Annotated in this window: 17 protein-coding genes; 12 read left to right on the forward strand and 5 right to left on the reverse strand. The window is 32.7% G+C overall.

Annotation, left to right across the window (positions count from 1 at the left end; translation table 11 throughout):
* Nucleotide 1: 1 nt before the first annotated feature.
* Nucleotides 2-820: a recombination regulator RecX gene (gene recX / locus BN349_RS13925; protein WP_019242938.1), complete on the reverse strand. Its 819-nt coding sequence runs from the start codon at nt 818-820 to the stop codon at nt 2-4.
* Between the two features lie 151 nt (nt 821-971).
* Between recX and BN349_RS13930 the strand changes: the two genes are divergently transcribed.
* Together BN349_RS13930 and BN349_RS25425 are read left to right on the forward strand one after the other, a co-directional pair.
* Nucleotides 972-1877 carry a TIGR01777 family oxidoreductase gene (locus tag BN349_RS13930; protein ID WP_019242939.1) on the forward strand — a complete coding sequence of 302 codons (906 nt, stop codon included), beginning with the start codon at nt 972-974 and terminating at the stop codon, nt 1875-1877.
* 157 nt (nt 1878-2034) lie between these two features.
* Entirely contained in the window at nt 2035-2157 is a 123-nt protein-coding gene (locus BN349_RS25425; protein WP_019242940.1) for a YfhE family protein, read from the forward strand.
* A gap of 320 nt (nt 2158-2477) precedes the next feature.
* On the opposite strand, the gene BN349_RS13940 is transcribed toward BN349_RS25425, so the two are convergent.
* Nucleotides 2478-4361: an FUSC family protein gene (locus tag BN349_RS13940; RefSeq protein ID WP_019242941.1), complete on the reverse strand. Its 1884-nt coding sequence runs from the start codon at nt 4359-4361 to the stop codon at nt 2478-2480.
* 359 nt (nt 4362-4720) lie between these two features.
* Here BN349_RS13940 and BN349_RS23965 point away from each other — a divergent pair, with 359 nt between their 5' ends.
* The gene (locus BN349_RS23965) at nt 4721-6367 is read left to right on the forward strand and encodes a M20/M25/M40 family metallo-hydrolase (RefSeq protein WP_019242942.1); all 1647 of its coding nucleotides are present in this window, start codon (nt 4721-4723) and stop codon (nt 6365-6367) included.
* Between the two features lie 157 nt (nt 6368-6524).
* Entirely contained in the window at nt 6525-7910 is a 1386-nt protein-coding gene (gene gdhA / locus BN349_RS13950) for an NADP-specific glutamate dehydrogenase (RefSeq protein ID WP_019242943.1), read from the forward strand.
* A 99-nt stretch (nt 7911-8009) separates the two neighbouring features.
* Here the strand turns inward: gdhA and BN349_RS13955 are convergent, their stop codons facing one another.
* Both BN349_RS13955 and BN349_RS13960 read right to left on the reverse strand, forming a co-directional pair.
* Nucleotides 8010-8678, reverse strand: a complete 669-nt coding sequence (locus tag BN349_RS13955) for a hypothetical protein (RefSeq protein ID WP_019242944.1) — start codon at nt 8676-8678, stop codon at nt 8010-8012.
* 163 nt (nt 8679-8841) lie between these two features.
* Entirely contained in the window at nt 8842-9375 is a 534-nt protein-coding gene (locus tag BN349_RS13960) for a hypothetical protein (protein ID WP_019242945.1), read from the reverse strand.
* Nucleotides 9376-9709: 334 nt separating this feature from the next.
* Here BN349_RS13960 and BN349_RS13965 point away from each other — a divergent pair, with 334 nt between their 5' ends.
* From BN349_RS13965 to codA, 5 genes are all read left to right on the forward strand, one after another.
* Nucleotides 9710-10030 (forward strand): PadR family transcriptional regulator, encoded by a 321-nt coding sequence (locus tag BN349_RS13965; protein WP_019242946.1) that lies wholly within the window; start codon nt 9710-9712, stop codon nt 10028-10030.
* Entirely contained in the window at nt 10023-10625 is a 603-nt protein-coding gene (locus BN349_RS13970; protein ID WP_019242947.1) for a DUF1700 domain-containing protein, read from the forward strand. The genes BN349_RS13965 and BN349_RS13970 overlap by 8 nt, the downstream gene beginning before the upstream one ends.
* Nucleotides 10622-11686 (forward strand): DUF4097 family beta strand repeat-containing protein, encoded by a 1065-nt coding sequence (locus BN349_RS13975; RefSeq protein WP_019242948.1) that lies wholly within the window; start codon nt 10622-10624, stop codon nt 11684-11686. Before BN349_RS13970 ends, BN349_RS13975 begins: the two co-directional genes overlap by 4 nt.
* 384 nt (nt 11687-12070) lie before the next feature.
* Nucleotides 12071-13345 carry a cytosine permease gene (codB, locus tag BN349_RS13980; RefSeq protein ID WP_019242949.1) on the forward strand — a complete coding sequence of 425 codons (1275 nt, stop codon included), beginning with the start codon at nt 12071-12073 and terminating at the stop codon, nt 13343-13345.
* Nucleotides 13329-14594: a cytosine deaminase gene (gene codA / locus BN349_RS13985; protein WP_019242950.1), complete on the forward strand. Its 1266-nt coding sequence runs from the start codon at nt 13329-13331 to the stop codon at nt 14592-14594. Before codB ends, codA begins: the two co-directional genes overlap by 17 nt.
* A 134-nt stretch (nt 14595-14728) precedes the next feature.
* Here codA and BN349_RS13990 read toward each other — a convergent pair whose 3' ends face one another.
* On the reverse strand, nt 14729-14977 hold the full coding sequence (locus BN349_RS13990) for a hypothetical protein (RefSeq protein WP_019242951.1): 249 nt from the start codon (nt 14975-14977) through the stop codon (nt 14729-14731).
* Nucleotides 14978-15340: 363 nt separating this feature from the next.
* On the opposite strand from BN349_RS13990, the gene BN349_RS13995 reads away from it, so the two are divergent.
* From BN349_RS13995 to BN349_RS14010, 3 genes are all read left to right on the forward strand, one after another.
* On the forward strand, nt 15341-15985 hold the full coding sequence (locus tag BN349_RS13995; RefSeq protein WP_019242952.1) for a LytTR family DNA-binding domain-containing protein: 645 nt from the start codon (nt 15341-15343) through the stop codon (nt 15983-15985).
* A 126-nt stretch (nt 15986-16111) separates the two neighbouring features.
* On the forward strand, nt 16112-17635 hold the full coding sequence (locus tag BN349_RS14000; protein WP_019242953.1) for an acetyl-CoA hydrolase/transferase family protein: 1524 nt from the start codon (nt 16112-16114) through the stop codon (nt 17633-17635).
* A 368-nt stretch (nt 17636-18003) separates the two neighbouring features.
* A partial coding sequence (locus tag BN349_RS14010) for a transposase (RefSeq protein WP_019242955.1) occupies nt 18004-18249 on the forward strand: 246 nt, incomplete at its 3' end.

Here is an 18249-nt window from a genome sequence, read left to right on the forward strand (position 1 = left end):
CTTATTCTCCTATCCCCTGTTGGAATTCTTGTAAATATCTTTCAATTAAATCGATAGAAAAACCTTTACGATATAAGGCACTTTTCATTTTTTGAGTGTATTCAAATCCTATATATTTACTATATCGCCTATGAGCTTTTTCTCCATGCATGATTAAAGATTCCCATTCTTGATCCTCATTTTGAGAAATATCGATTTGATCGAAGGACTCTTCTATTATATAGGAATTGAATCCTTTCCTTGCGAGAGTTTGCTCTATTTTTCTTTTTAATTCTACAGCCGAATAATTTTTTGTATTTTTAACAAGCTTTTCAATTAACTTCGTCGCATGTTTTATTTGTAATTGATCTGTGTAAGCCAAAATAGCTGCCTCTGCATATTCATCTGAAATACCTTTTTGTCGAAGCTCTTGTAAAATGATAACAGGTCCTTTATCACCAGCGTTTATACGAGTACTTACTAGTGCTTTAGCAAATTCCTTATCATTTAAATACTTCAAATGATATAATTTATGTACAACTTCTTTAATGACATGATCTTCGTATTCTTTTTCCCTTAAATATTGCTTAATTTCATACTCTGAACGCATTCGATGGGCTAAGAAATTTAGTGATTGAGAAAAGCCTTTTTGAATGTCTTCCTGAAGAGCTATCTCGATAACATCAAGTTGATCAATTTCCATCCCTTTTTTTAAATTCATTTTTATTAAAACATCTTCACTTACACTAAATCCGTACTCTTCACCTTTGCCTTGATCAATATATATATTGTAACGATTTTTATTTTTTTTACCTACAGATATCTTTGTAATAACGGTCATCAAAGTCACCTCTATATAAATGTATCATATTTGTTGTCGAGCGTCTTTCACTTAAGAGAAGCGCTTTATTGGAGATAGTTAACGTAATACGTATAAAATGATAGTTATTCTTACCTTATTAATAAATATAAATGTGTGAGGAGGAAATTCCATGAAGATTGCGATAGCAGGTGGTAGTGGCTTTATAGGTAAAGCCATTACAAAACAATTAGTAGAAGAGAATAATGAGGTTGTTATTTTAACTAGAGATACTTCAAATAAATCGAATAGTGAAAACATTACATATGTTCAATGGCTTAATGATTATGATGAGCCCGAAAAATTCTTAAAGAAAATAGATGTATTTATCAACCTAGCTGGAGAGTCATTGAATAGTGGAAGATGGACATCTGATCGAAAAAAAAGTTTAATTCAAAGTCGTATAACAGCCACACGAGAAATCAATCGAATTCTTACTAAACTCGAACAACCACCTCTGTTATTATTAAACGCTAGTGCTATAGGCTATTATGGAACATCTTTGAACAAGTTATTTACTGAACATTCTATTTGCCAGCCCTCAGATTTTTTATCAAATATTGTTCATCAATGGGAAAAAGAGGCTCTAAAAGCTACCTCACTTCCTATTCGAACTGTTTTAATGCGCTTTGGTGTTGTATTGGATGCAAAAGAAGGAGCATTGCCTCGAATGATTTTTCCATATAAATGTTTCATTGGAGGAACAATAGGAAAAGGAGATCAATGGCTCTCATGGATTCATATAAAAGATGTAGTAAAAGCCGTTCTTTTTTGCATCAATACTCCGACCATTCATGGACCAGTTAACTTTACATCTCCTAATCCAGAAAATATGAAAGTTTTTGGAAAGAAAATAGCAAACACCTTACATAGGCCTCATTGGTTACCTGTCCCTTCATTGGCATTAAAGCTAGGACTAGGAGAAATGAGTCTCCTCGTTTTAGAAGGTCAAAAGGTTATACCCGAGCTATTGCTTCAAAATCATTTTCACTATGAATTTCCAAATTTAGAAGATGCATTGCATGATATCTTGCAATAAATTTGTATGATTTTATAAATTACGGAAAAAATAAAATAGAGAACTGCGTAACGCGACAAAAAGCAAACCCCTATTAAGAATTTGGATTCGTAGGTGCTTAAGCTATTACAAGTTCGAATGAATCTTTATTCAAATTTTTCAAAAAGGAGCCATTACCATGGAAAAGAAGAAAAAAGAAAAAATCAAGAAAAAGCTTAGAAGTACGCAAGAAGTATTATATGCTCGTGAATTCAAGAAAGCAGACCAAGCAGGTGGATTTAGCCAAAAAACGATTCTATAAATTCGTAAATACATAATCTCACAAAAGAAAGCTGTAATATTAAAGGATTGATTCCTGAATGTTACAGTTTTCTTTTTTTAATAATACAACATGACATAATGATTAAACCAAATTGTGGACAAGTTATGCACAATGTTATTAATTTTGTGAATAATCAGTTAATAACTCTAGATACTCATCCTTTTTATCAACAATATGTTTCACTATTTATCAACAGAATGTGGATAAATATCTTTTTATTTAAAAAATTCAGTAAAAATAAAAAGAAGCAGCCTAATAAGAAGATATCCTTTACTTTTTAGCTACTTCTAAAATATAGTTTATTCTACTAAAACGTTTTTCTTAAACCGTTTAAAAATACGTAATATATCCGTAAAAATAATTTTATCTTCTACACTTATAAACGTACTAATCTTCTTTTTCATTTCTTGTACAATACAATCAATGTCCTCGGTACTTGTACTAATTTTTCTATCCACATCTTCTAATACTAGTTTTACAGTCGCTTCAGATATTTTAGCTTGTTGGACTCGTAAAAATAATTCATAAATGGCATGGTTTAATTTTCTTTGTTCTTCTAAAAATTGCTTAGATTCCTTTAGCTCTAAAGTTTCATTATTTAATAAGATCCGATCTTCTATGAGTGTAGAAACGGCAAAAAGATTATTGATAGTATGTGCATTTTCACGTTGATCTAAATATTTATATACTTCTTTAAACATCTGCTTCGAGGCTTCTCTATACATATCTATCAAATTCTTCGTTCCTGTTTTCAAGCTAAATGGTAGTATAAACTTATTTACCAGCATACCGATTGCTATTCCTAAAAGTACAAAGAACACACGGTTAATCGTTAATATTTCTGGATTACCTGTTAAAGCTGCTGTACCTAGTGCTGCAAGCGTAACAGTCCATACAACGTTTCGATAAGCAACAGCGTAGCTATTAAGATAACCAAATAATAAAACTAAAAATGATCTAGTAGTTGTATCCGTAAAGATACTAAATAGAGCAATAAATATCACTGCACCCATTAAAGTACCAATAATTCGTTCCCTAAATCTATACAAAGCTTGTTCAGAATAAGGCTGAGTTACAGAAAATAGTGTAAACACCATCCATTTTCCTTCAGTAAATCCGAAATAATCACTAATAAAAACTGTTGCTGTAATGGCTATTCCTAAACGAAATGCATAGCTATATCGAACGGAATCACGATTAAGATTGTTAATATGATTATGAGAGCTTTTATATTCATTTGGAATTTCCATTAGTTTTTCTACTTTATTCAACTCTTTCTTATCCATCGAATAAACAGTCTTCCAGAATTCATTAATAAATTCCAAAGTACTTATTATTTCATATATATATGTACTATTATTTATCTTCTTGATTTCTTTTAATGCACTCATTTCCGTAGCAGGCATAGTCCCATTCGAAATATAAGCTTTAATATGCTCTATTTCAACTTTTAATGCCTTCAGTAGTTCCATTTTGTGCTTATCTTCTATAAAACGATCGAAAATATAATTTAGTTTTTCTAAGCAAACTGAAATTTTCAACTTTATTCTGTCTTCATTCGTTAGGTAATACCCTTTGTAACGTCTGAAATACACAATTTTTCTAAATTCTTTGATGGCATTTTCTATTGATTTATTAATCTCTCCATCTACTTCATTCTTTTCCATTCGTTCTATTTTTTTTATTAATTGATCACAAACGGTAATCATGTGTTTATTACCAGCTTTTAATAATTTGTTTTTATTAGCTAGTAGCTGAACAAGAATAATAATACATGCCCCTACTACTAAAGATAAAAGTCGCATCGGCAATTGATCATACGTTATGGGAGTCGTCAAAATAAATAGATATTGCAAACCAAATGCAATATAAATAGGTTTTTTCAGATTATATGTAAAAAAGTAACCAACAATAAACATAGAAATGAAATTAAGTGGTATACCTATCCACATATTAACAGTTGAAATATATCCAAATATACCTTGCTGAAGGTTTAACAAAATAAACAAAAACAAATATTTCCAAGGGTGAACCGTTAAATCTCTTTCCAAAAACATTAGCAACGCTACAACTGTAGTTACTGCTATTAAAGCATTTTCACTACCAAAAACGCTTTGAAAACCTGTTACAAATAAAATAATGAAAATAAATATAATCGTTTTAGAAATGATTAATTTTTTCAAACAAAATTCCCTTCCCCACAACTGATTGTTATATCAAAATAGCAATGAGGAGTATAACATAAACTCTCCCTTTTCAATTCGCAATTTTTAGTGAACAATGTTTGAACATCTCGTGTAATCACGTTTGAAACAACATTTTTTCATATGACTATGTTATCATTTCCTTTATTAGGAACATTTCATTCTTTCGATAATGCCCCATTTCAGAAAACGCTTTCTTTTTAAGAATAATAAATTCCCGAAAAAAATTTTTACTTTTTGATTTTCTTAAAAGCTTTTTTGCTGTAAACTAGTAAAATAAAACAATAATTTGAATTTTTATTTTTTTCTAACATTTATATTAAAAAGGAGCCGCTATCATGGATTATGCTAATTCATTACAGTCAACTGACAAGTTAAAAGAATTACTCTATGAACTTGTTTCTGTTGCTAGTGTGACATTATCTGATGAAGAAAAGGTGTTACCACTATTAATCCAGCAACATCTTATGAAAATACCTTATTTTCAACAAAATCCAACTCATCTTGAAAACCATCCGACATCTGATGGGAGATTATTCACAACGGCTCTTTACCAACACCCTGAAGCAACTAAAACCGTCGTATTAATTAGCCATTTTGATGTTGTAAGTGTTGAAGATTATGGCGACTTAAAGCATTTAGCTTTTCAGCCATTGGAACTGACAAAAGAACTTCATGTTCAAAAAGCAAAGCTTCCCTTTGATGCTCAACAAGATTTAGAAAGTGGAGATTGGTTATTTGGACGAGGGACAATGGATATGAAGCTAGGTTTGGTGCAACATATGCACCTACTCGAAAAAGCTTCTATGGAACAATGGAAAATAAACCTATTACTAGTAACGGTTCCAGATGAAGAGGTAAATTCAGTTGGAATGAGGGAAGCTATACCTAAACTAGTAGAGCTCTCTAAAATATATGAATTAACATATACATTGTTTTTAAATTCAGAACCAATGTTCACACAAACACCTGGAGATCTAGGTCATTATTTCTACACTGGCTCCATTGGCAAAATACTTCCAAGTGTTCTTTGCTTTGGAAAAGAAACACATGTTGGCGAGCCCCTCTCTGGCATAAATGCTGCCTGGATGAGTTCTGTTCTTTCTCAAGAAATGGAATGGAATGAACAGTTTTGCGAAAAAGTAAACGCAGAATCTACACCACCACCTACCATACTATGGCAAAGAGATTTAAAGAAAGAATATTCAGTGCAAATCCCACATCGTTCAGTCAGTATGTATAACTTAATGTTAATGAAGAAAAATCCTGCTGAAGTGATGGCTTCAATGAAAGAAATAGCAAACAAAGCAGCTGAAAAAATGGAGAAATTTATCGAAAAGAAATTTCAAGCATTACATCTTACTTCTCATACTAACAAAATTCGTGTTATTTCCTACGAAGAACTAAAAGAATATGCTTGTCAAAAAACAAGTGCTTCCTATATTGCTGATTTAGAAAAATCTTATACAGAAAGTAATATAGTGGACTATCGCGAAAAAGTGATTCATATCGTGGATCAAATAGCTATTCTTTGTCAGGAATTAGCACCAATGATGGTGATTTTTTATGCACCACCATATTACCCTGCTGTATACTCTGGCGACAATCCAACCATTACCGAGCTATCAAACTCGTTAATAGAATATACAAAACAATCTTTTGGATATGATTTAAAGCCAATCGAATATTTCAATGGAATATCTGATTTGAGCTATGTATCACTTCAAGCACCACTCAGCGATATGAATAAATATCATAGTAACGCACCAGGTAATCAAAATGTATATCCTATTCCTTTTGAAGAAATGGCTCAATTCACGGCCCCTGTCCTCAATGTCGGACCAGTCGGACGTGATGCTCATAAAAAAACAGAACGTCTGTATATGCCATTTGCTTTCGAACAATTACCAAAAATGCTAGAACATATTATAAAAACGCATGAAAAACAAGATTTTCAAACTCCATCAAATCAAACTAAAGAATAGAAAAGTTATAGCACCTCCAATTTTTTTATTGTTTTGATAAGTTTTAAAATATAAAATACTAATTAAGTTAATAGAATTTTTATGCTTGTTCTTGGATATTTATAAGTATCCAAATCATATTATTTTATTACGTTCATTTAAGGGAGAGAAGCAAATTATGACTACTTTACTAAAGAATATTGACCAAGACGCTTTGCGAGTTGCTGAAGAATACGTAGCTCAAGTATTCGAAGCAGTAAAATTAAGAAACCCCAATGAAAGTGAATTTCATCAAGCAGTCAAAGAAATCTTCGATTCATTAATTCCTGTTTTCGCCAAACACCCTCAATACATGGAAAATGGAGTTCTTGAAAGAATTTCAGAGCCTGAACGAATGATTACATTTAGAGTACCTTGGGTTGATGATCAAGGTAAAGTTCAAGTAAACCGTGGTTTCCGAGTACAATTTAACAGTAATATTGGTCCTTATAAAGGCGGTATTCGATTCCATCCTTCAGTAAATGCAAGTATTATCAAATTTTTAGGTTTTGAACAAATCTTTAAAAATTCATTAACTGGTCAACCAATCGGTGGAGGTAAAGGTGGATCTGACTTTGATCCTAAAGGAAAATCAGATCGAGAAATTATGCGATTCACACAAAGCTTCATGGCTGAATTATGTAGATATATCGGACCAGATACGGATGTTCCAGCAGGTGATATTGGTGTTGGTGCTCGTGAAATCGGTTATATGTTTGGCCAATACAAAAGACTACGTGGGGACTTTACTGCAGGTGTGTTAACTGGTAAAGGCCTAGGATATGGTGGTAGCTTAGCAAGAACAGAAGCAACAGGTTACGGTACAGTATATTTTGTTGAAGAAATGCTAAAAGACCAAGGTTTAAGCTTTAACGGTAGTACAGTTATTGTTTCTGGATCAGGAAACGTTTCAATTTATGCGATTGAAAAAGCTAGTCAACTTGGCGCTAAAGTAATTGCATGTAGTGACTCTAATGGGTATGTTGTTGATCCTAAAGGTATTAACCTTGATACGGTAAAACAACTAAAAGAAGTCGAAAGAAAAAGAATTCAAGAATATGTAAACATTCATCCGCATGCAGAATATCATGAAGGCTGTTCTGGAATTTGGTCAATCCCTTGTGACATTGCTCTTCCATGTGCTACACAAAATGAAATTGACGGAGATTCTGCTAAAGTACTAGTTGCTAATGGTGTTAAAGCCATTGGTGAAGGAGCTAACATGCCTTCAACTCTTGAAGCAGTTGAGGTATTCATAAATAACCAAGTTCTTTTTGCACCAGCAAAAGCGGCTAATGCTGGTGGTGTAGCAGTATCAGCATTAGAAATGGCTCAAAATAGCATGAGAATGCCTTGGTCTTTCGAAGAAGTAGATTCAAAATTACAAGGTATTATGACAAATATTTATCGCAACAGTATCCAAGCTGCAGAAGAATACGGCTATCCAGGAAATCTTGTTATCGGTGCTAATATCGCTGGCTTCCTAAAAGTTGCCGATGCTATGATGGCACAAGGTATATTATAGTAAAACTGAAAAAAGGATACACCATTCCAATCTATTAAATGAGGGGTGCTAAAAAGCAAAACTTTTTAGCACCCCTTTTTTGATTTATTTTCCGCTTTCCTATGCTTTATGAACGGTTTTAATGTGATGGATATTTAAATAGATTGGGGGATTTTTTGCTGTTTGTAGTTCAATAATATTCGATTCAACATTATTTACTTTACCAATTACATTATTGTTTTCTCCTAGGTTAAACATGACAACTTCATTTTTTAGTTTTTCAATTTGAACTTCAAATGTTCTCGCTAATGTTAAATAAGCTGGCTGAAGTGGAAAGTCTTGATTACTTAACCCGTACGGTTTTTGGTTATTTTTATAAGGAATTAGCCATTTAAGATGATTTAACGTTATAAACATCGTTTTGTATATTGGAGAGTAAAAAACAAAATAGTTATTCATAATACTTGTAATATATCCATGTAACGTTTGTTCATTAGTGACATAGATTTCTACAAACGTACCTTTTGCTAATGTAAGTGCTTTTCTTAATGATAAGTTTTCATCCACGCTAATACTAGGTAACTCCATTGGTGCCATTATTTCGTCTTCTATTTTTTCAACTAGTTTTATATTTTTCATATGAAAAATTGGCATATATATATAATCATTTCCATTGTAAACAACGATCAGATCACTTCCAAAATCAATCAAGGTTCCTACTACAACATTTTTTCTAGATAGTTCTAATTGTACTACTTCTCCTAGTAATGTTGAAAACAATTTATTCAATATTTCCCCCCTCCTTTCCGAAACTGTTCTCGAACAGCACTCAATAGCAATTTCTTATGATACATACCTAGATATAAAAACTCTATACTTGTCCATTTATTCCATTAATGATTTGTCGCTTCTAGAAAATATTGAAGCGACAAATTAAAGAATAACTATGAAATTATCTATTTTTCTTTCTATCTCTGTTTCTATTTCTAGCTTGTCCACGCGATTCTTGCTTATTCTTACTTTCTCGCTTATTGCCACTTTCCTCTTTTCCTCTACGACCTTGATTCATTTCATAGCTAATATTCCGAATATGAAATAAAGATATACGAATCGATTCATCATTAGAAGAAATCGTAATAAATCCATTTCTTACTGACTCAAGACGCCCTTCAACACTTTCTTTTCCACCACGATTCACTTTTACTTGATAATTTACTAGGCAATCTAAAACACTATTAAAACATCTAGGTGCTCTAAACTTAAGATTACTAGGAAAATCAGAGTTTAACTGAAATCCTTGATTCGTATTCTCAGTAATACTTTTAATATGGTGTGGTTGATAGAATACTAGGTCATCTTCTTGTGTTAATACGGTAAAATAATCAGATTTAACACTTACAAGTCTTCCAATCCTTGATTCAGGACCTCCACGATCAATTCTATAAATTTTTCCTGGAACTAAGGAAAGCATCATCTCTGTACTCATTTTTACTGACCTCCTTTCACATATTCCCTGTATTTATATGTGTCATACGATGACAAAGTAATATGTAAAATGCCTGTTTTAATCATAGCAAACTCAAATTAATGAAAATGTACTGCGTTTGATAACTAACAAATACTCTCTAAAAAGTGACTTTCAAATAAACTTAGGATTTTTTCAAAAACTACGAAGAAAATATGCTATAAATATCACTATTATTTGAGCGTTTTTATTCGTATGTTGACGAATAATATTATACGCCATATAATATAACCAATAATACTATACAACATATAATATAATTTTTAATATAATGTAATTCTTTGGAGGTGGAAATATGGCATTTCAACTTGGTTCTGCGTTACTTGATGCCTGTGTTCTAGCAGTGTTAGCTAAAGAAGATGCCTATGGCTATTCTCTGACTCAACAAGTTCGTGAAGTCATGGACATTTCAGAGTCAACCTTATATCCCGTATTGAGAAGGCTACAAAAAGGAGATTACTTATCTACGTATGATCAACCATTTCAAGGTAGAAATCGACGATATTACAAAATCACGGAGAGTGGACGTTTAAAATATGAACAATTAGTAAGTGAATGGAATGAATATAAACACAAGATTGATCATGTGTTGTTAGGAGGTTTAGGTGATGACTAAGGAAAAATATTTAAATGAACTCCAGCAAAAATTAAAAAAATTGCCAAAAGAAGAAATCGATGCCGCACTAGAATATTACTCAGAATACTTCGAAGACGTTGGAGAGGAACATGTTGATGAAACAATTGATAAGCTGGGAACTCCCTCACATGTCGCTTCTCAAATCTTAGCCGATTATGCTGTGAAAGATTTACACAACCATCCTGAATCCACCAAAAAAGGTATTTCAGCGATATGGTTTATTCTATTAGCCATTTTCGCTTCACCTATTGCAATACCAATAGCGCTTTTGATTGTTTGTTTTATCATCCTATGCATTCTTGGATGCTTTGTATTTATCGTTATTTTCTTTAGCTTAAACATCGCTCTTACTATAGGAGGACTAATGAGTATAGCAGGAGGCGTTACACTAATTACGCAGCATATCCCTACCTCGTTATTCTTTATAGGTATTGGAATGACAGCATCTGGAGTAGGTATATTATTATTTTCTCCATTAATTTTGGTCGTAAAAAGCGCTAGTAGAGGACTGGCAAAATCTATGAAGAAGCTTTTTGATAGATTGACATCAAATAAAAAGGAGAGACTATCATGAAAAAAATAACTGTCATTATCACTAGTTGTATGATTGTCTTCGGTCTCCTTATTGCTTCAATTGGCTATTTTTCAGGTGCAAAGCTCACCATTGTAAGCAATGGTAAAGGCTTGAAAATTTTCGAAGAAAAAGAACGTGTTAGCGAATCATTCACATTAACAGATTTCACAAATATTCAAGCTGAACTAAACGATGCCAACGTTGAGATTATCCCATCAACGGAATACAAACTAGAGATCCAACGTTATGCGGATAATAGTGTAACTCACGAAGTAAAAAATGGGACACTTTTATTAAAAGAACAAAGCAATCCAACTAAGTTTATAGTGAATTTCAATTTAAATTTTAATATTTTTCAAACAAACATAAAACTTTATATTTCAAAAGATACCAGTTTCTCAGATGTTAATCTTACTAATAAATATGGTGACTTATCTATAGATGGTATAAAAAGCGACTCTTTCAAAATCAATATAAATGACGGAGATTTAGACTTAAATGATATAACAACTAAAACGATGAATGTTGCTAATCTTTATGGAGACGTTCAACTTAATAATGTGAATAGTAAGGATTTCACGATTCATATAAATGATGGAGATGTAGATTTAAAAAATGTAAAAGGCCATACCCTTCATATCATTAATCAGTATGGAGATATTGCTGCTAATAACCTATCCTATGATCAGCTAAACGTTAATAATCATGATGGAGATGCAGATTTTATAAATGTGACATCAAAGAATTTTATATTAAATAATCAATACGGAGATATTGATTTAAACCAAATAAAAACAAATGGATTAGATCTTCAAAGTAATTCAGGAAATATTGCAGTGAATGGAAGTTTACTAGGAACTTCAAAAATAGTGGCGAAGTACGGAGATGTAGAGTTATTTCTAAATAATGATGAAGCTGATATAAGTTATTCTATAGTAAATAAATATGGTGACATTTCTGTAGGAAATAATCAATATGAAGGCTCTGCCGTAAAAAACAATCCAAGTAATAATAAATTAGAAGTAATCGCTAATGATGGAGATGTTAATTTACAGTTTTAATTTTCTCCACAGTTGCAAATTCAAAATCTTTCTTTGAATCAGCTTTTTTTAATTACCATATAATAGTTACAAATTATAAGTAAAATTAAAGTAATCTGCATGATATATGGAAAAATTGAGATACTACTATTATCGCCTACATACATTGCTATCAATTACCATTGGTTTCCCAAAAACATTTTGCTAATATAACAATAGTTTTAATGTATATACCTTTAAGTACAGTCCAGAGAGGCTGACAAGGTGGGCGATAATTTTGTTTAGATTCCGTGTATCATTTTTTAGGATAAACACGTTTATTTCTAACATAAATCCACTTGTCACATAAGGGCAAGTGGTTTTTTTATGCTCACCAAGCTTAATCAAACTTGGGAGGAAAAAACAATGCAAATAAAAGATAAAGATTACTCGTTTCAATCTGTACCATTAGGAAAGAGAAATAGCTTCATTAAAATGTTAGCAGTTATGCTTGGATTTACATTTTTCTCTGCCAGTATGTGGGCAGGTGGATCTCTAGGCGAAGGATTGACTTTTAAAGAACTATTGGGAATCATTTTACTCGGAAATATTATTTTGGGGTTATTTACAGGATCTTTAAGCTATATTGCAGCTAAAACAGGTTTATCGACTCACTTATTAGCACAATATTCATTTGGAAAAGAAGGATCTTACATTAGCTCATTTATGTTATGTGCTACACAAGTTGGATGGTTCGGTGTTGGTATTGGAATGTTCGCATACCCAGTTCATAAATTATCCGGTATACCGTTAGCTATACTTGTTGTGACATTTGGAATTCTTATGACGGTTACAGCTTACTTTGGAATGAAGGCATTAACTATTTTAAGTATGGTTGCTGTTCCGGCAATTGCTATCTTAGGAACAATAAGTGCTGGAAATGCAGTACAAGACATGGGAGGAATGGATGCACTATTAGCATATACCCCAGGCTCTTCTCTAACTATTGCAGCTGCATTAACCATTACAATTGGTTCATTTATCAGTGGTGGAACTTTAACACCTGACTTTGCTCGTTATGCTAAAACAGGAAAACAAGCTGTTATTACTACTATTATTGCCTTTTTCTTAGGTAACACTCTTATGTTCTTATTTGGAGCAATTGGAACAATTTCAACAGGTCATAACGATATATTCGATGTTATGATCACTCAAAACTTAATTTTACCAGCTATTCTCGTTCTTGGATTAAACATTTGGACAACAAATGATAATGCACTTTATGCCTCTGGGCTTGGTTTTGCCACAATGTTTAAAAAGCCAAAAGTAATTATGGTTATGATTAATGGAACGATAGGTACAATATTAGCTGTTTGGTTATATAACAACTTCGTAAGTTGGTTAACCTTCCTAGGTTCTACACTTCCAGCAATTGGTGCAATTATTATTGTAGACTACTTTTTTGTTCAAAAGAGAACATACATTAATTATGAAAAAGCAGAGATTAAGAATATTCATATTCCTGCCGTAATAGCATGGGCTACTGGTGTTATAGCAGGACTAACATTACCTGGTATTTCTCCAATAAATACACTATTAACATCAGGAACTATTTATTTCATTGCAGTAAAATTAATGAAAACATCTGTCGTATCTGAAATATCTGAGGAGGAAGAAATATATTATGAAAACGTGGGCTAATGCTTCAATTTTCGGTAAAGAAGGATTATGGGACATTATTGTAGAAAATGGTCGATTTTCAAAAATTATCGAAGCTGGTTCTAGTAAGTATGATAACTGTGAAGTAACAGATTTAAAAGGGAAATTAGTAAGTGCTCCATTCGTAGAACCTCATATTCATTTAGACACAACGTTAACTGCTGGACAGCCACGTTGGAATGAAAGTGGAACACTATTTGAGGGTATTCAACGCTGGTCTGAACGCAAAGAATTTTTAACAAAAGAAGATGTTAAAGAACGTGCCAAAAAAGCGTTAACGTGGCAAATTGCCAATGGAATTGGTCATGTTCGTACACATGTGGATACAACAGATTCTTCACTAATCGCATTAGAAGCAATGCTTGAAGTGAAAGAAGAAATGAAACAATTCGTTGATTTGCAAATTGTCGCATTTCCTCAAGAAGGAATCATCTCATTCCCTAACGGACTTGAATTGCTAGAAGAAGCAATGAAAATGGGTGCTGATGTAGTCGGTGGTATTCCTCATTTTGAATTCACACGTGACGACGGTGTCCAGTCCATTCGTGACTTATTTAAATTAGCAATGAAATATGACAAATCTATTGATATTCATTGTGATGAAATTGATGATGAACAATCACGTCATCTTGAAGTAGTAGCTCGTGAAACCATTCATAATGATTATCAAGGTCGTGTTACTGCTAGTCATACTACGGCAATGGGCTCATACAATGACGCTTATACTTACAAACTAATGCGTGTTTTAGGATTAGCCCAGATGAACTTCGTTGCAAACCCTTTAGTCAATATCCACTTACAAGGACGCTTTGATACGTATCCAAAACGTCGTGGATTAACACGTGTGAAAGAATTAGATCAAAACGGCTTAAATGTTTGCTTTGGTCATGACGACATCATGGATCCTTGGTATCCAATTGGTAATGGCAATATGCTTCAAGTATTACACATGGGATTACATGCTTCTCAGTTGATGGGATATAGTGATATTGCAAACAGCTTGCGATTCGTTACAAATAACAGTGCCAAAGCACTTGAACTAGACGAATATGGAATTTCAGAAGGAAATCCTGCAAACTTTATTGTATTAAACGCTACGGATGGCTATCATGCATTACGACTTCAAGCGGAAGTACTATATTCCGTAAGAAATGGTAGAGTAATTGCTGAAACGACGCCTAAAGAATCAAAAGTATTTACTGATCAAACGACTTCTGTAAACTTTATGTAAGCTAGCTTTTGGAGATGACTCCATAAGAAAGATTAGCTCCGAGAATTTAGGACTTTATGTACTAACTCTCGGAGCTAATCTATTTTTATCAACGTCTTTTCATTCATATACAAGGAACCATTGACTTTCTCAATCTATCGTTCCTTGTAATTTTTTTTAATATCCGTAATCTTAATCTCCATTGGACTTCCCAAATAATAGCCTTTTTTCGGTCCATCCTTAGCAAATTTATTTTGACTAAAGCTTCTAAAAATACGATCTACTAACCAATCGCCGTGCATAACAACATAGTCACAATACGGGTTTTCACAATAAACCCATATGGGCTTTGTATCAGTTTGAATTAACTCTCTACCACATTTGCATATATCAGTTTTCTTCATCTAAGCTCTCCTTGCATAATGTTCATCGATTCTATAATTTTTCTGTGATTTTACCGATTGTTTTATTTATATACTGTAAAGAAAAGAATTTTTTTAGTTGCTCTTATAGAAAAATGTAAACTTTAAGGAAATATGAGAAAATAGAGATACAATATTGTGCACCAAAATACAAAAAAGTATATCCATAATAATGAATACCATATCTAAATCTACTATACAACCTTTCAAATCACCTTTTAAAAGTCTGTTAAATCTCTATTTTGAAAAAAAACGTTTTTTTCAAGTCACATAATTAGAAACTATATTAAAAAAAGAATAAAATAGAATAGATAGTAAGTATTTATTTGCAAAGGGGAGGGGAACATGGATAAATTATCTGTGGATTCATTTTTAAATGTTATAGGGGAACTTTTTTCTGATGAAATATCCATTGTTGTTTCCAATAAAGAGAATTACATTTATTATCGTCCAAGTAAGAGAATCGATTTAAAGATTAAACCTGGAGATCCGATTAAAAAAGGAACCATTACGCATAAAGCTTTAAGTACACAAAAAAGGGTTTCAGAATTTATTAACAAGGACGTTTTTGGAATTCCTTATGATGGAGAAGCTATACCATTTTATCGAGATGGAGAGCTTCAAGGTTGTGTGACAGCCGTTTATCCTTCAATGACTCAAGGGAAAGCAGTTGTTACAGTTAAATCAAATGATGGATGGGTACCAATCCCTTTTCATCAAGTTATTTATCTAGAAGCTAAAGAAAGAAAAACATTCGTTATTTCTGAACAACACACCGGAACACATAAATATACTTTACAAGAATTTGAGTTTATTCTTCCTAAAGAATCCTTTATAAGATGTCATCGTTCATACATCGTCAATGTAAATCAAATAAAAGAAATCTATCCCGATACGCACTCAACTTTTGTCCTATCTATGACAGATGGAACGCGTATTCCAGTAAGCCAATCTTACTCTAGTTATTTCAGAAAACTCCTATCTTTCTGAAAATTACTACTTTATCATTCGTATTTTCTGCTTCAGCGTTCTTTTTGCTAATCGTATCCGTTTTTGTCTATCTTTTGAACAAAACAAGTTACAATATTCATACTATTTATGAAAGAGGGATGGAAGATGAAAACTAACACTGACCGTATTAGAGACCCTCGGTTACAAGATAAAATTGTAACAGCTGAAGAGGCTGCATCATGGATTCAAAACGGAATGACGTTAGGGTTAAGTGGATTTACTAAATGCGGAGACGCTAAGGCTGTACCTCATGCATTAGTAAAACTTGCAAAAGGCGATGATTTTAAAGTTAACGTACTTACAGGTGCTTCACTTGGAGCAGAAGTAGACACTATCTTAGCTGAAGCAGGAATTGTTAATAAGCGTTCTCCATTTCAAGCAGATCCAATTATGAGAAAAAGCATTAACTCAGGAAATATGAATTATATTGACTCTCATTTATCTCAGTTATCAGAAATGATTCGTCAAAACACAATTACAGACGGAATTGATTTTGCTATCTTGGAAGCGGTTGCAATCACTGAAGATGGAATGCTTATTCCAACAACTTCTGTAGGGAATAACGCCATTTTTGCACAACATGCCAAAAACATTATTATCGAAATCAATTTAGCACAACCACTCGCATTAGAAGGTCTTCACGATATATATACACCAGAAGAGCAAGGAGTTCGTAAAGCTATTCCAATTGAAAAACCTTCTGATCGAATTGGTTCAAAAGGTATTGCTTTAGATATTAGTAAAGTTAGAGGAATTGTTATTACAGATTGGCCAGATTCTCCATCAGCAATGGTAGCACCAGATGAAGAAACTAAACAAATGGCAAATCATTTACTAGATTTCTTACGTGAAGAAATTAAAAAAGGTAATCTAACAGAAAAACTTGCGCCTCTTCAATCAGGAGTTGGTTCAGTTGCAAACGCTGTTTTAGATGGTATGCTAGATTCTGAGTTTAAAGATTTAGAAGTATATTCTGAAGTACTTCAAGATGCTATGTTCGATTTAATGGATGCTGGCAAAGTTAAATTTGCTTCAGGTTCTTCATTTACTTTATCTGAAGAAAAAACAAAAACAGTATTCGAAAACTTCGATAAATACGCAGACAAAATCGTTTTACGCCCACAAGAAATTTCAAACCATCCAGAACTAATTCGTCGTATGGGCTTAATTGCAATCAATACAGCTCTTGAGTTAGACATTTATGGAAATGTTAACTCAACACACGTTTCTGGAACTAAAATGATGAACGGAATTGGTGGTTCTGGAGATTTCGCACGTAACGCACGCATCGGAATTTTCGTAACTAAATCAATCGCAAAAGGCGGTAAAATCTCATCAATTGTACCTTTCGTACCACATGTTGACCATACTGAGCACGATGTGGATGTAATTGTTACGGAACAAGGATATGCTGACCTACGCGGTCTTGCGCCAAGACAACGAGTTGAAGTGATTATTGAGAACTGTGTACATCCAATGTATAAAGATCAACTTTGGGAATATTACACTGAAGCTTTAGCATTAGGTGGACATACACCTCATAACCTTGAAAAAGCATTTTCTATGCATATCAATTTAGCAAAAAATGGAACAATGCTTATAGAAGAAAGTTCTAAACAAAACGCTTAATTTAGTAACTTAATTTATAATTGATTGGTGTAAAACAAACCAAATATTATATAAATAGAAAGATAGATAATGGAAGCAAAGGGGTTTGAAGGACCAGCTAGGGGGAAGCTGGTCCTTTTTGATTTTTTAAAAAATGCTTTTATATTTATTAGTCCAAAAAACTGTTATGAATTTTTATAACATTTAACAGCTACTCACATTACATTTTTCAAATAGGCGCACTTAGTTGGATAAAAGGAAGTAATATAGATGATTGACTACTCTAATTTAATATACTAGAATCATTAGATATTATATGGTGTTAGTATATTTCCATGGACACAACTAAGTTAAGTCGATAAAATGTGCTTACAAAAGGAGTGTCCGTGATGAAACAAAAATATAATGAAGAATTTAAGAAAATGGTGGTCGAGTTGTATCGTTCTGGACAACCAGTGAAAGAATTAAGTAGCGAATATGGCGTTTCTGAAGTCACCATTTATAAATGGATTAAAACCTATTCTCCTGTTGCGACAGTTGATGAAAAAGAAGTGACACCAAACGATTGGAAACAAATGCAAAAAGAGATACTTCGTCTAAAAGAAGAGAATGAAATCTTAAAAAAGGCTATGGAC

The organism is Bacillus sp. AP8 (genome assembly GCF_000321185.1).
Taxonomy (GTDB): Bacteria; Bacillota; Bacilli; order Bacillales; family DSM-1321; genus Bacillus_AD; species Bacillus_AD massilioanorexius.

What these genes read in the sequence shown, in the direction of transcription:
- BN349_RS13995 (WP_019242952.1), top strand. Translation starts at nt 15,341, where the DNA reads ATGGATAAATTATCTGTGGATTCATTTTTAAATGTTATAGGGGAACTT.
- BN349_RS13975 (WP_019242948.1), top strand. Translation starts at nt 10,622, where the DNA reads ATGAAAAAAATAACTGTCATTATCACTAGTTGTATGATTGTCTTCGGT.
- BN349_RS14000 (WP_019242953.1), top strand. Translation starts at nt 16,112, where the DNA reads ATGAAAACTAACACTGACCGTATTAGAGACCCTCGGTTACAAGATAAA.
- BN349_RS23965 (WP_019242942.1), top strand. Translation starts at nt 4,721, where the DNA reads ATGGATTATGCTAATTCATTACAGTCAACTGACAAGTTAAAAGAATTA.
- codA (WP_019242950.1), top strand. Translation starts at nt 13,329, where the DNA reads ATGAAAACGTGGGCTAATGCTTCAATTTTCGGTAAAGAAGGATTATGG.
- BN349_RS13990 (WP_019242951.1), bottom strand. Translation starts at nt 14,977, where the DNA reads ATGAAGAAAACTGATATATGCAAATGTGGTAGAGAGTTAATTCAAACT.
- BN349_RS13970 (WP_019242947.1), top strand. Translation starts at nt 10,023, where the DNA reads ATGACTAAGGAAAAATATTTAAATGAACTCCAGCAAAAATTAAAAAAA.
- BN349_RS25425 (WP_019242940.1), top strand. Translation starts at nt 2,035, where the DNA reads ATGGAAAAGAAGAAAAAAGAAAAAATCAAGAAAAAGCTTAGAAGTACG.
- BN349_RS13930 (WP_019242939.1), top strand. Translation starts at nt 972, where the DNA reads ATGAAGATTGCGATAGCAGGTGGTAGTGGCTTTATAGGTAAAGCCATT.
- codB (WP_019242949.1), top strand. Translation starts at nt 12,071, where the DNA reads ATGCAAATAAAAGATAAAGATTACTCGTTTCAATCTGTACCATTAGGA.
- BN349_RS13965 (WP_019242946.1), top strand. Translation starts at nt 9,710, where the DNA reads ATGGCATTTCAACTTGGTTCTGCGTTACTTGATGCCTGTGTTCTAGCA.
- recX (WP_019242938.1), bottom strand. Translation starts at nt 820, where the DNA reads ATGACCGTTATTACAAAGATATCTGTAGGTAAAAAAAATAAAAATCGT.
- gdhA (WP_019242943.1), top strand. Translation starts at nt 6,525, where the DNA reads ATGACTACTTTACTAAAGAATATTGACCAAGACGCTTTGCGAGTTGCT.
- BN349_RS13960 (WP_019242945.1), bottom strand. Translation starts at nt 9,375, where the DNA reads ATGAGTACAGAGATGATGCTTTCCTTAGTTCCAGGAAAAATTTATAGA.